Origin of the sequence: Vibrio barjaei (assembly GCF_001639065.2) — a bacterium.
Taxonomy (GTDB): Bacteria; Pseudomonadota; Gammaproteobacteria; order Enterobacterales; family Vibrionaceae; genus Vibrio; species Vibrio barjaei.
This window is the reverse complement of record NZ_LQXO02000014.1, coordinates 42142-55191: the sequence shown is the minus strand read 5'-3', so window position 1 is coordinate 55191 and position 13050 is coordinate 42142. Positions and strand designations below refer to the sequence as shown.

12 protein-coding genes are annotated in these 13050 nt (G+C 44.8%); 4 read left to right on the top strand and 8 right to left on the bottom strand.

The window, feature by feature from the left end; genetic code table 11:
* The first annotated feature begins 1 nt into the window (after position 1).
* Positions 2-634, top strand: a complete 633-nt coding sequence (gene cysC, locus AWH66_RS09895) for an adenylyl-sulfate kinase (protein WP_083400001.1) — start codon at positions 2-4, stop codon at positions 632-634.
* Here cysC and AWH66_RS09890 read toward each other — a convergent pair.
* The 7 genes from AWH66_RS09890 to AWH66_RS09865 all read right to left on the bottom strand — a co-directional run bounded on the left by AWH66_RS09890 (position 631) and on the right by AWH66_RS09865 (position 6232).
* Positions 631-1533 (bottom strand): TIGR03899 family protein, encoded by a 903-nt coding sequence (locus AWH66_RS09890; RefSeq protein WP_063604633.1) that lies wholly within the window; start codon positions 1531-1533, stop codon positions 631-633. The genes cysC and AWH66_RS09890 overlap by 4 nt on opposite strands.
* Positions 1534-1912: 379 nt before the next feature.
* On the bottom strand, positions 1913-2377 hold the full coding sequence (locus AWH66_RS09885; protein ID WP_063604650.1) for a DUF3299 domain-containing protein: 465 nt from the start codon (positions 2375-2377) through the stop codon (positions 1913-1915).
* Between the two features lie 58 nt (positions 2378-2435).
* Positions 2436-3695, bottom strand: coding sequence for an ABC transporter permease (locus AWH66_RS09880; protein WP_063604632.1), 1260 nt, complete (start codon positions 3693-3695; stop codon positions 2436-2438).
* Positions 3692-4381, bottom strand: coding sequence for an ABC transporter ATP-binding protein (locus tag AWH66_RS09875; protein ID WP_063604631.1), 690 nt, complete (start codon positions 4379-4381; stop codon positions 3692-3694). Before AWH66_RS09875 ends, AWH66_RS09880 begins: the two co-directional genes overlap by 4 nt.
* A gap of 64 nt (positions 4382-4445) precedes the next feature.
* Complete coding sequence (gene zrgA, locus AWH66_RS09870; protein WP_063604630.1) at positions 4446-5186, bottom strand: zinc uptake protein ZrgA; 741 nt, start codon at positions 5184-5186, stop codon at positions 4446-4448.
* A 51-nt stretch (positions 5187-5237) separates the two neighbouring features.
* Positions 5238-5531, bottom strand: coding sequence for a DUF2607 family protein (locus AWH66_RS25405; protein WP_083400000.1), 294 nt, complete (start codon positions 5529-5531; stop codon positions 5238-5240).
* A 149-nt stretch (positions 5532-5680) separates the two neighbouring features.
* Positions 5681-6232 (bottom strand): YtfJ family protein, encoded by a 552-nt coding sequence (locus AWH66_RS09865; RefSeq protein WP_063604629.1) that lies wholly within the window; start codon positions 6230-6232, stop codon positions 5681-5683.
* Positions 6233-6511: 279 nt separating this feature from the next.
* Here AWH66_RS09865 and AWH66_RS09860 point away from each other — a divergent pair, with 279 nt between their 5' ends.
* The gene (locus AWH66_RS09860) at positions 6512-6712 is read left to right on the top strand and encodes a DUF1107 family protein (RefSeq protein ID WP_006073236.1); all 201 of its coding nucleotides are present in this window, start codon (positions 6512-6514) and stop codon (positions 6710-6712) included.
* A gap of 76 nt (positions 6713-6788) precedes the next feature.
* On the opposite strand, the gene msrA is transcribed toward AWH66_RS09860, so the two are convergent.
* Positions 6789-7409, bottom strand: coding sequence for a peptide-methionine (S)-S-oxide reductase MsrA (gene msrA, locus AWH66_RS09855; protein ID WP_063604628.1), 621 nt, complete (start codon positions 7407-7409; stop codon positions 6789-6791).
* A gap of 166 nt (positions 7410-7575) precedes the next feature.
* Between msrA and tamA the strand changes: the two genes are divergently transcribed.
* A complete protein-coding gene (gene tamA / locus AWH66_RS09850; protein WP_063604627.1) occupies positions 7576-9291 on the top strand; it encodes an autotransporter assembly complex protein TamA in 1716 nt (571 codons plus the stop codon).
* Positions 9291-13049, top strand: coding sequence for an autotransporter assembly complex protein TamB (gene tamB, locus AWH66_RS09845; protein ID WP_063604649.1), 3759 nt, complete (start codon positions 9291-9293; stop codon positions 13047-13049). The genes tamA and tamB overlap by 1 nt, the downstream gene beginning before the upstream one ends.
* The last annotated feature ends 1 nt before the right edge of the window (position 13050 follow it).

The window sequence follows — 13050 nt, the reverse complement described above, 5'->3', positions numbered from 1 at the left end:
TATGTCAAATAGTGCACTGGCAAGCGCCGAAATAAGCAAAGATGAAAATGTTATTTGGCATCAGCATCAGGTAACTAAATCAGAGCGTGCAACACTAAAAAATCAGCAGCCAGTTGTGTTGTGGTTTACTGGGCTTTCCGGTGCTGGAAAATCAACGGTGGCAGGCGCTCTGGAAACTGAACTCACACAACGTGGTTATCATACCTATTTGCTAGATGGCGATAATGTGCGACACGGACTCTGTCGAGACCTAGGCTTTTCTCAGCAAGATAGACGAGAGAACATTCGACGAGTTGGTGAGCTAGCAAAATTGATGGCGGACGCGGGTCTTATTGTGCTCTCGGCCTTTATCTCTCCTCACCGAGAAGAGCGAGCTTTGGTGCGTGAGCTATTACCTCAAGGAGAATTCTTGGAAGTCTTTGTTGATGCGAGCTTAGCGGTTTGTGAAGCGCGGGATCCTAAAGGTTTATACAAGAAAGCGCGAGCGGGAGAAATTAAGAATTTCACTGGGATAGATTCTGAATATGAACAACCAGTTGAACCAGAAGTTTATTTAAATGCCGACGCATATAAAGTAGAGGAACTGGTTGAACAGTGTATACAGGCTTTGACTGAGCGAAATATCATTTGCTAAACCGTGTGGTGAAACGAGCTGGCCGTGTCACCCTTCACAATAAACTTTCTATTCAGTAACTCTAGTAGTTTATCGTGGTACTGGTTATTGCTGCGGTTTCCAAGCAATTGGCACAACTCGTTACCCGTTGGGGTAAATCGGTAGTAAGTTAACGTGATGCCTTTATGCTTTGGCTGCAACGTCATTTCTTTACCTTGATAACTGAGCTTAAGTGTGGGCTCTTTGGTGATTTCACCGGACTCTAATTCGGTGGCGAGCAGGATGCCGAGCTCAACAAGTAATAACAGGCTGGAATAGGGAAATTGAAATTCACCTAGGCTTAGTTCATCAAGACTTTCGCGTTTAGAAAAGCTAAATAACCCTGCTTGATGGCGAATACCAAGCAGTAGTTTTCGGCTAGTATCGGTACCAAAACTGCAAGCCAAAGAAGCAGCGCGTTGTAAAGTTTGTGCTTCTTTTGGCGTCATGTCTCTGAGGGTTTTTAGAGCTTTCATCGAAGTTGAACCAGGATTGGTCACCTCCCGTTTTAGCACCTGTGCCCATAGTTTTTGCATTGAGCTGTTGTGAATTTTCTTAGCCATGTCGAAATAACGCACCAGCCAGTCAAAGTCTGGCTCTCCTGCCACTTCATTCTTGCACGACGTCAGCGCGGCTTTCACAATTTGTTCTAAGTTCTTCTGTCGCTGCTCTTTACTCTGCTTTTCGCGCAACATGGCGCGTTCAAATAGGCTTTTACTTGGGGTTTCCTCAGCAATCAATGCGTCCAAACTATGTGCTTGAGCGATTGCACGTATTCTGCTGCCACTGTCTTTCATATGGTGGCTTTTTTTGTGAGCCTGTTCGTTCTGCGTGTTTGGCTCGGTAGTTTGTGATTGCTGATCGACAGGTAATTTGCTCATAAAAACGAATTCAAGATAGACAGTGAAATTGTACGATTGATCATCAATTTAGCGATATTTTATTGTGCTGACTAGTTCTATTTATGTGAGCTATTTTCCGAATTAACAATAACGGCCATCATATTGTAAAAAATGCTGGGATAAATGATAAATTTTTGTTAAATTTAAGGTGTAACTAAGGAGGGCTTTATGAGTCACTCAGGAGAGAATAGAGTTAAAAAACACGTTTCGGTAGCATTATTGCTATGTGTTTATCTCGGAGTGCTAGCTTATCTATCTACTTTCATCAGCTAAGTAGAAGATTGAGTGGCAATATGACAAGCTAGCACTGTTAACGAAATGTTTACTTTTAACGCCTCTACGCTATTCAGCGTGCATTCTAACCATCGTCATAATCTTCAATACGGATTCCATCAATCAGATAGGCAGTTTCAGCAAGCTCAGAATTGATGGTTTCCGTCTTCAATGTTCCTACCACGTAAATAACATCCCACAAACGATGTACAGGTGCCCCTTCTTTAAACTTTACATAAATGATTTGGTTTGGTGGCGGTGGTGGGACGTGAATACAGGCGCCAAAGTAAGGAACCAATAGAAATTCAGTTACCATGTCCTCATCGCCTTCAAGTGGAATAACAAAGCCAGGGATCTTGACCATACTGCCGTTAAGCTCTTGTCGAACAGAGCCTAATTTTGATTGCTCCATGACACCGCCAGAGTGATCAATGGCAGGCATGCCCATCGCATCAAACTGGTTGCGTTCTTTCTCGGGGATCAAATCGATCCAATCGAGTTTTAATAGATCAGATTCATCCTGTGCTAACGCCATATGTGGCGTTAGCATGCTTATCGTTAATAATAGAATGCCAACGAGTTTAGGCAGTATTTTCATGTCAATCTCGCTAAATTCGGATGGTCATGCCATCGCTTAATGATTGTCGGTACGCGCGCAGTGCAGGGAAGAATCCAATGACCATTCCTGCGATTTGAACAAACCCTAGCAACATCCACTCATGAGCAGTGATTGCGGTTAACGCAATATTGATACCGTAGTTTGCAGTGATGATTGGCGCGGCGACCGCTAGCATGGCATACATGCCACCAATACCGCAAATGATACCGACAGAAGTTAGAACGGTGGCCTCACTGACCAACAAGGTGAACACGTGTCGTGGTCTGGCTCCCATGGCACGTAGTATCGCCATCTCTCTTCGTCTCTCTTGTAAACTGGTCAATAAGCTCGAGAGCATTCCCATCAAACCTGCGACGACAACAAAAATAGAGACGATGAGCAATGCTTGTTCAGCCACACTCATCATGCCCCATAATTCATGCAAGGCGACACCAGGAAGAATGGCGCTTAGTGGTTCTTGCTTATAGGTGTTAATCTGTCTTTGTAGAGCGAAGGTTTGAATCTTGCTCTTAAGACCGATCAACATGGCCGTGATTTGCTTCGGTTGGAAGTTAATCTGCTCCAGCTGTTCTTTGCTTGGTGTGTTACCAAGATTCGCACCAGACTCCCAACCAACATGTATCGCTTCAATTGCTTCAAGAGAAACATGAACGGTTTTATCGACTGGTGTCCCTGTTGGGGCGAGTATACCGACCACTTTGAAAGGGAGGTTTTCATGACGGCTAAAGCCCACATCACTGATGCCGTGCGCAATAATGATTTCACTGCCAATGTCATAGCCTAGGGATTTGGCGACATCGGAGCCCAGCACGGTTTCAAATAGCCCATTAAACTCATGGCCTGAAGAGAAGCTTAAATGTTGCTTCTGTCCATATTGGTAGTGCTCGAAATAGCTGTGATTAGTTCCCATGACTCGAAACCCTTTGTGTGAGTCTCCAAGAGAAATGGGAATCGCCCAGTCAACGGCGCGATGTTGGCTAAACTCTTCGTAGCTTTTCCAATCGATATTGTTGGTGGCATTACCAATACGAAAGACGGAGTAGAGCAGCAGGTTCACTTGGCCAGAACGACCGCCGACGATGAGGTCTGTGCCTGAAATCGTGTTGGCAAAACTGCTTTTTGCTTGAGTTCGAATACGTTCAACACCCATGAGAAGAATAACCGAAATCGCCACCGTCATAACGGTTAATAATGCGGTGGTTTTTCGGTTGAGAAGACTTTTCCAAGCTAGTTTCAATGTAATACTCATAATGCTCTCGCTTGGTTGATATCCAGTAAATTTTCGCTTCGCGTAAATAGGGATTCGAGCGTCGGGTCGTGGCTGACAAAGATCAGCGTGGAATGAGCTTGATTGGCTTGTTCCATAAGTAATTCGATAAAGGCTTCTCGGTTATCGTGATCCAAAGCCGAAGTTGGCTCATCGGCAATAAGAAATTCAGGCTGACCAATTAAGGCACGTGCGGCGGCCACACGTTGTTGTTGACCGATACTTAGCTCAATCACGGGTTTGTTGAGAAGGTGTGAAGGCAGTCTTAAGTGTTCGAGAAGTCGCTTGGCCTCTTGCTCTAAAGGGCCCGCTACCTTGCTTTTTCTGACATGAGAAAACCGGCAAGGTAAGGTGACGTTATCAATGACAGATAGATACGGCAGCAGGTTAAACTGTTGGAATATATAGCCGATATGATCAGCCCTAAATTTATCTCTAGCACTGGCAGATAAGGATTGTAGTGACTGTCCCAGAGCGACAACATTGCCTGAAGTTGCTGTATTGATACCAGTGAGCAGCCCCAATAAGGTTGATTTCCCGCAGCCACTTGGCCCTTTTAAGAATAGATGTTCACCCTGTTCTACAGTTAGTGAAGGAATATCGAGTGTTGGAGCTTGTTCTGGGTGCCATTTGAAAGTGAGATCGGTGAGTTCGATTACTCTAGCCATAATGTCCTCTTATCCAAGAAGATGCCCTAAGAGAGCAATAATGCTACTTCTTAGGGCGGGATGCTTACAGTTTAATGACAGTGTTGCCAGAGGTTAGTTCAGTTGCAGATTGTGCAGTATCTGTTAACAGGTTAACAGATACTTTTTCAGTTGCAGGGAAGTAGCTAAACCATTTGGTGTCAATTTGGTTTAACTCACTGAAATCACTACAGGTAAATTGGTATTGCACATTGAACTCGCCATGCCCATCATGATGGTCGTGGTCGTGGTCGTGGTCGTGGTCGTGGTCGTGGTCGTGGTCGTGGTCGTCATGACCTTTGTGATCATCGTGTTCTTTATGGTCATGATGGTCGTCATGGCCCTTATGATCGTCGTGTCCGTCATGGTCATGGTCATGGTCATGGTCATGGTCGTGGTGGTCGTCGTCGTGACCTTTATGATCATCATGATCTTTATGGTTGTGATGGTCATCATGACCTTTATGAGACTCTAGTGTGTTATCAATATCCGCATCCACGAGTTGGCATCCAGCTGCCTTTGGTAGGATCAGTAGATTATTCACGTCGTTGAGTGTCGCCTTGGCTTTGGTAAGCGCCGCTTTTTCTGCGTCAGTTTTCGGGGCATGCTCGAAGCCGACCACATCCGCGCCAGGAGCCGTAATCTCCACCAAAAGGTCTTGTCCATCTTGAGCGATATTAAACTCGACATGGCCATGAACATGGGCATCGTGTTGTCGGAAGTTTTCTTCTGCCACTGCAAATTGGGAGACTACGAGTCCAGCTAACAGAGTCATCTTGAGTTTCATTGGGAATCCTTAAATTTTAGTCTGTGATAACAATAGATGATTTTAGTGAATCTAGGTAAGCAAAGGCGGCGAACGTGCGCTGATGCACTCCGGCTTTGAATGGCAGACACTATTATCTATATTGATCAATCTGGAATGGGAAACAACCACTGACGCTTCTTGGGAAAGACTGACGGGAAGTGAATGGGTGCCTTTGGTAAATAAAGGGCAATGATGTTCCTGGTGGTCGATGTGAGAATTGTAGCCGTGCTCGATGGATAGGGCATTGAGAGCAAGTAGCAGCAAGCTTAAGCACAATGCGGCTCTTAGCTTAGAACCTGGTTTTATCGGTTGAATCAGCGACATACGACTTGTTCTCGTTTAATTTTGATTTGTTATGTTATAACAAATCAAAATATTTACCAACGTAAACAATGGTTCGCTTTGGGTTTCTCACAGGAAAAAAACAATGGGAGCGACTTTGCTCCCATTATCATTTCCATCATAGCGAAAGGTTATAGGTTTTCGCTGATCATCGTCAGCACTCCTTGAACCTCACTATCCGTTAAAGCACCTTCTTTAACATACAGAATCTTGCCTTGCTTATCTTGAACGATAATTGCTGAGTTATCTTCTTTGAGTTGCCATGCGTTAGCGACTAGGCCGTGTTTATCGAGCACCATGGATGACCAAGGGAATTCTTGCTTGCTGTCTTCAGCTGAAGATTTGACAAAGGAGCTGGTGCCCCACATTGCATCATCTTGGTTGATGATTGTCGTGGTTTGGTAGCTGTCTTCTGGAAATTTCGCATCCGTAATGGCTTTCATTAATGGGGCATTCATCTCTTTTGAGCTACTACGACCAGCGATGGCTTGAACAACTCGTACTTTGCCAAGCATATCGTTACTGCTCCATGCTTGGTAAGTAATTGCGTCATTGTTGAGAATAAGCTCACCATGATCCTTCACAGATATTGAGCGTGCGTTGCCACCAACTTGTAAATTCGTGGCCATAGCAAGAGTGGGTAAACACAGCATAGCTATTGTTAGGAGAGGCTTTAGTTTCATTGTAATTGTTTCCATTACTTTGTGTTGAGCGGCATACCATAGGTTAACCTAGGAATTACCACAATGTTATTGGTGCGATTTGACCAAGAGATGTCCTTTACTTGATAAAATCATACCAAGCATAACAGTAATTTATAGTTTGTTGCAAAGATGTTAATTTAACTTTTGTGAACGAATAAATATGCTGTATACTTGTCACGAGCGCAAAAAATATTGCGACAACACTCGCATAAAGCGAAAACATGATGGTTGTACTCAAACGGATATTGAGGTTAGGTTATGCTGCGAAAGTTTACGGTTTATCGTCCGAGACAAATTGCTAAATTTGTTAAAACGCTTTTTAAGGGACAGTTTTTCATTGCTGGGATTGGGGTGTTTCGGTTCGATAACGGCAAAGTGCTACTACCTGAGGTTGGTGACAAACAAAAGCTCGATGCATTTAAAGAGATTAACATCGAGATTGCTGCGCTAGCGATGTAGAACACAGATATCAATAGAATTTTTAGAAGCGCTCTTGGTGTAAAGCCAAGAGCGTTTTTTGTTATGTGCTGTCTGGTTATTGAGGAGGAAAACAGACGCCTGTGCCACCAATACCACAATACCCATTGGGGTTCTTAGCGAGATATTGCTGGTGGTATACCTCAGCAAGGTAGTAGTGATTGAGTAAGGCAATTTCCGTTGTGATGGAAGTATCGCCAAGTGCCTGTTGGTATTGTTGCTGAGTCTGTTGCGCCGTCAAAAGCTGTTGCTCATCATCGACGTAAATAGCAGAGCGGTACTGAGTTCCAATATCGTTCCCTTGACGCATCCCTTGAGTTGGGTCGTGTTTCTCCCAAAAGACTTTGAGTATGTCAGTCAAAGAGATTACCCGACTGTCGAACACAACACGCACCACTTCAGTATGCCCTGTATTTCCAGAACAGACCTCTTCATAGGTCGGATTTGGAGTGTAGCCACCTGCATAGCCGACGGATGTCGAGACAACCCCGTCCAACTGCCAAAACACACGCTCGGCTCCCCAAAAGCAACCAAGGCCGATAACGACAGACTGTTGATGTTCTTGAAGTGAGGCATTTAGGTCAGATTGATTGATGAAGTGAGGCTCCATTTTTGCGATGGCATGGTCACGCCCCGGTAGAGCTTGGTCTGCTGATATCATTTCCGTTTTACGCATCAAAGGCTCCTTTTTGGACTATTATTGGGTGTACGAAGTTTCTGAAAACCATCAATAAAATAACGCTAATCTGTCATCATGTGGCTGGTGACTACAGACTTCTAAATTGATAGGGGTTATCATTCCAGTTCAATACAAAAACAACGAATCACAGTCTCAACAATAAAGCATGATAAAGAGAGTATTACCACCGCTAATTCTGTTGCTGTCGTCGAGTTTTGCGATGGCAAAAGATGGTGTGTCATTGGATATTAATGGTTTAAGTGGCGCATTGAAGGAGAATGTTGATGCCTACATATCCGCTATTGAACCCAGTGAATACTCAACGTCACTTCGATTTCAATCTCGCCTCACCAAAGAAATCAATACAGCCCTGAATGCGGTGGGTTATTACAATGCCCGTATCGAGTTCTCCGTGGACGATAAGGACTCTGAGTTGATTGTAAACGTCAATGCAGGTGAGCCGACGAGAATCAAATTGGTTGATATTGATATCTCTGGTGAAGCGAAGAACGATGAAGACTTTCTACGTCTTATCCGGCTGACGCCACTTAAAGAAGGTGTCATTTTGAACCACAGCCAATACGATGCGATGAAATCAAGCATTCGTAATCTTGCTTTGCAAAAAGGTTACTTCGATGGCGGATATGTGCTGAGCCGACTCGAAGTCGTCCCTGAACTTAACCAAGCTTTTATTCGATTGCATTACGATAGTGGTATCCGCTATCAATTCGGCAAAACCACCATCACTGGCAGTCAGATCGATATTCAAAAAGTACAATCATTACAACCATATAAAACGGGTGATGATTATCTTGCCTCTAAAGTCGGTATCCATAACCAGAATTTATCTAATACCGAATGGTTTTCATCGGTATTTGTTGAACCTGACTTATCGCAAGTAGGTAAAGGGCGAGAGTTACCTATGAAGGTGTCACTGGCCCCGCAAGTAAGAAACCAATTTGAAACGGGTCTTGGTTACTCCACTGACGTGGGGGCGAAAATTAAATTTAAGTGGAAAAAACCATGGTTGAACGAACATGGCCACAGCTTTAATACCAGTCTTGATCTCTCCATACCTGAGCAACAGGTGACCGCGAGTTACAAGATTCCTTTGGATGATGTGCTGAAAGATTATTATCTCATTCAATACGGTCTGAAAAACGTAAACCGAAGTGATAAAAAGACTTTGGAGTCCAACTTGGCCTTCGAGCGTCACTGGGTACTCGATAGCGGTTGGCATCGTACCGCTTATCTGCGTTATTTGGTGGAGAACTACGAGTTCAATACGCAAGGTGAGTTAGGTCAGTTCGTATTACCTGGTCTATCGTATTCACGAGTGGTGTCTCGAGGTGGTGTACTGCCGATGAGTGGTAACAAACAGACCATCATGTTTGAAGTTGGCGACGAGCGCGCGCTCTCAGAGACTTCCGTGTTCCGCATGCGTGGAACGTCTACTTGGATTTCCAGTATTGGTGAAAATCATCGTGGTATTTTTAAAGTGGATGTTGGTGCCAACATTGCTAGCGATCCTTCTAAGTTATCGCCGTCACTACGATTCTATGCGGGTGGTGATAACAGTATCCGAGGTTACGACTATGAGAGTATTTCTCCTCAGGATGATGTCGGTAATAAGACCGGTGGCCAATACTTGGCGACCAGTACACTAGAGTATCAATATCGTATTACTGGAAATTGGTGGGCAGCGACATTTTTCGATGTTGGTGATGCATTTAATGATAGTCCAGAGTGGAAACGTGGTGCCGGTTTTGGTATCCGCTGGGTGTCGCCTGTTGGCCCGGTGAAGTTTGACTATGCGAAGGGGTTAGATCAGAAACCGCAAGCAGAATGGCGTATTCACTTTAGTTTAGGGCCAGAATTATGATGTTAAAAGTTTGGCGAGTGACCAAGTGGGTCTCTATCGGCTTTGCGACGTTGATACTACTTATTGTGGCAACGCTGGCCTTCGCCATGTTCACCAATGCTGGGTTGAACAGCATCCTTTGGGGGGTAAACAAAGCGCTGCCTCAGTTACACGTGGCGGAAGCCACAGGTTCACTATTCCCCAGATTTACCCTTAACCAAGTTAGTTTTGTCGACGAGAGTCTTCATATTGATCTTAACGCTCAGTCATTGACGTTGGCCGTTGATCTCAACTGCTTGAGCGATCCTAGGGTATGCATTAATGAACTGGCGATAAGGGGTTTGAATTTTTCGATGCCTGAAGTCGCACCAAGTGAACCTTCAACCGAGCCAAGCGAGCCGCTAACGTCGATCTCAACACCTATTCCAATTGCTATCGGTAAGGTGAACTTTAGTGATATCAATTTGGATATCTTAGGCACCAAAGTGAATTGGGATGTCTTTTCTACGTCTCTTGCAATGACCGGTTCTAAACTCACGGTCGGTGATACCTTGCTAAAATCACCGAGAGTAGCGTTAGCGCCGTCAGATGAGACCAGTGCAGAGCCTCAAGAGCCACAACAAGAGACCAAGCCTCAGGCTATTGAGCTGCCAGAAGTATTAATTCCGCTCTTCGTTAATATTGCGGGAATCGAAATTCAAGACTTTAAACTTGAGCAAGATGAACCTGTCATTGTCAACAATTTGCAGTTGGTGGGCCGAGCAGGTGAACACGATGTTCATGTAGATAAACTGCAGCTAGATATGCCGCAAGTGGATGCGCTTCTTAATGGAGACATTACCTTAAATCAGGGTTATCCATTAGACCTGTTCCTTACGGCTCATCTCAAACAAACAGATTTGGCAGGTCAGAGGTTACAACTAGAGGCTAAAGGAAGCGTTGAAAAGCTGTCTCTAGATAGTCAGTTTTCAGGGCTAATCACCGGTGCTTTAAATGGAGAGTTGCAGCCACTGGAACCAACGCTTCCGTTTGATGCCACGATCAGTGATGCAAAAGCGACGTGGCCATTAACTGGTAAAAGTGATTATCAAGTTGCTATTGAAAGCTTGAAAGCTAAAGGTTCATTGGAAGGGTATGACGTTACTCTTAATGCTCAAGCATCAGGTAAGGACATTCCAGATGTGGCAGTCCAGTTGATTGGTAAGGGCGACTTGAAGCAAATTGACCTAAGTGAGCTCTCTATTGATAGCTTAGGTGGCAACATTTCAGGTCAGGTCATGGCGAATTGGGAGTCGCCAATAAACTGGAAAGGGGATATTAACCTCACACACATTCAACCAGGTCTTCAGTGGCCTGAGGCTGAAGGTGACATTAGTGGGCATATTGTCACCAGTGGTCAACTTACTGAAGCTGGTGGCTGGGATGTGTCGGTTCCTACCCTCGACATTGTTGGTGTACTTCGTAATTACCCGCTAAACGTTAAAGGGCAGCTAGAAGCTGCAGATACTTCGGGCAAGGGCAAGTATAAAGTCAGGACTGAAGGGCTGTCAGTCGCTCATGGTCCAAATCAACTCAGTGCAAAGGGAACGCTCGATAAGGATTGGAATATGGATGTTCGCATCGATTTTCCTGACTTAGCGAAATCGGTTCCGGATCTCACTGGTCTTCTGAAGGGGAAGGTGGGCATTAAAGGAGCGATGTTAGAACCTGAGATCGCAACCGATCTCAAAGTAGAAAAAGTAAAATGGAAACAAGAAGCCAGTATCGATAGCCTATCTTTATCCGGTTCGGCGAAACCCTTACCTCTTGAGCAAGCTCAGGCGAACCTCTCTCTAAAGGCTTCTGGGATTACTTATCAAGAGCAGGTTGTGGAGAGTGTGGATCTCGCCTTAAGTGGTACTCAAGCAAGCCATACACTGTCATTGGATCTTGTTTCCAATCTCCTATCTGCAAAGATTGACTTAGATGGTTCTCTCCAGGATAAGCCAAGCCTTGTTTGGACTGGGCGACTTGCTGACGTCCATTTAGAGTCAGAACAAGGGCCGCTTGATTTGGTGGACCCTATCGATGTCAAAGTGGATATCGATAAACAAGTAGCAGATGTCTCGGCGCACTGTTGGGCGCAAGCTGACTCGAAAGTGTGTTTGGAAAAAGACATCCAAGCAGGGACGTCAGGTGAAGCCTTAGTCACAGTGAAGAATTTCAACTTTAAACAGGTTGATGCTTATATTCCTAAAAATACCAATGTGGAAGGGACCGCCAATGTGACGGTGTGGGCCAAGTGGGCGCCAGAGGTTGCTCCGCAAGTTAAGCTGGATGTGAGCCTGCCGAAGGGTAAGGTCACGCAAACACTGGAAGCACCTCTTGTCATAGGCTGGGATAAGGTGAATGTGTCTGCGAATTTAGCGGATGATAAGCTCGAAGCCAGTTGGTTAGTGGATGTAACAGATAACGGCGATCTTTCTGGTCAAGTGACCTTACCGGATGTGCTCGCGGACAATAAAAAGATAGAGGGTGAGATTAACCTTTCTACCTTTAACTTGGACTTCCTGCAGCCTGTTATTGGAGAGTTCAATAAACTCAAGGCGAACCTTGATTCAAACATCAAAATTAAAGGGGATGCTCTACATCCTCAGTTGTTTGGTGACTTTTCCATTTCGGACCTTTCCCTTCAAGGTGACATTTCGCCAATCCAAGTGAAGTCGGGTGGTGTGGATATTGCGTTCAATGGCTATGACGCCAACTTAGATGCGAAAATTCAGACTAATGATGGTGAGCTGCAATTATCCGGTGAAGGCAATTGGCAGGATCTGAACGCATGGCGAACTAAGCTTAGGGTGTTTGCTGATGAGTTGAATGTCGAAGTGCCACCTATGGTGAAGGTTAAGGTTGTTCCGGATATGACCATCGAGGCTAATCCACAACTGGCGAAAGTAACGGGCACCATAGGTTTGCCTTGGGGACGAATTTTAGTTGAAGAACTGCCGCAGAGTGCGGTATCGGTGTCCAGTGACCAAGTGTTGTTAAATCCTGATATGACGCCTATCGACAAAGAAGCGGCGGTTCCTTTCAATATCGAAAGTGACGTCGCGATCAATATCGGTAATGATTTTCGTGTGTCGGCATTTGGTCTAAAAGGTGACCTAAGAGGCCGATTGCAAGTTTCCCAAAAAGATAAGGGACCATTCGTTCAGGGTGAAGTCAATATCATCAACGGTTCATACACTTCGTTTGGGCAAGACCTGCTTATCGAAGAAGGTAAAATCCTAATGACTGGGCCTGTGGATCAGCCTTACGTCAATATTACTGCGATACGAAACCCAGATACCACTGCTGATGATGTTAAAGCAGGGGTAAAAGTAACGGGCCTTGCATCAGAGCCTAGAATCGAGATTTTCTCTGACCCAACTATGCCACAAGCGAATGCCCTGTCCTACCTACTACGTGGTCAAGATATTGATGGTGAAACAGGTGGTAACGCACTGACCACGACCTTAATTGGTTTGAGCTTAGCTCGCAGTGGTAAAGTGGTCGGCGATATTGGCCAAGCTTTTGGTGTACAAGACTTACAGCTTGATACAGCAGGTAGTGGTGATGACTCTCAAGTAACCGTAAGTGGATATGTCTTACCGGGGCTACAAGTGAAATATGGAGTAGGCATTTTTAACTCCCTTGGTGAATTCACCATACGCTATCGAATCATTGAAGACTTTTATGTTGAAGCTGTGTCTGGGCTTTATAGTTCAGTAACCTTTTTGTATCAGTTTGAAGTGGATTAAT

Excerpts from the sequence above, each read along its gene's own strand:
- cysC (WP_083400001.1), top strand. The coding sequence starts at position 2 with ATGTCAAATAGTGCACTGGCAAGCGCCGAAATAAGCAAAGATGAAAAT.
- AWH66_RS09890 (WP_063604633.1), bottom strand. The coding sequence starts at position 1,533 with ATGAGCAAATTACCTGTCGATCAGCAATCACAAACTACCGAGCCAAAC.
- AWH66_RS09885 (WP_063604650.1), bottom strand. The coding sequence starts at position 2,377 with ATGCTAACGCCACATATGGCGTTAGCACAGGATGAATCTGATCTATTA.
- AWH66_RS09880 (WP_063604632.1), bottom strand. The coding sequence starts at position 3,695 with ATGAGTATTACATTGAAACTAGCTTGGAAAAGTCTTCTCAACCGAAAA.
- AWH66_RS09875 (WP_063604631.1), bottom strand. The coding sequence starts at position 4,381 with ATGGCTAGAGTAATCGAACTCACCGATCTCACTTTCAAATGGCACCCA.
- zrgA (WP_063604630.1), bottom strand. The coding sequence starts at position 5,186 with ATGAAACTCAAGATGACTCTGTTAGCTGGACTCGTAGTCTCCCAATTT.
- AWH66_RS25405 (WP_083400000.1), bottom strand. The coding sequence starts at position 5,531 with ATGTCGCTGATTCAACCGATAAAACCAGGTTCTAAGCTAAGAGCCGCA.
- AWH66_RS09865 (WP_063604629.1), bottom strand. The coding sequence starts at position 6,232 with ATGAAACTAAAGCCTCTCCTAACAATAGCTATGCTGTGTTTACCCACT.
- AWH66_RS09860 (WP_006073236.1), top strand. The coding sequence starts at position 6,512 with ATGCTGCGAAAGTTTACGGTTTATCGTCCGAGACAAATTGCTAAATTT.
- tamA (WP_063604627.1), top strand. The coding sequence starts at position 7,576 with ATGATAAAGAGAGTATTACCACCGCTAATTCTGTTGCTGTCGTCGAGT.
- tamB (WP_063604649.1), top strand. The coding sequence starts at position 9,291 with ATGTTAAAAGTTTGGCGAGTGACCAAGTGGGTCTCTATCGGCTTTGCG.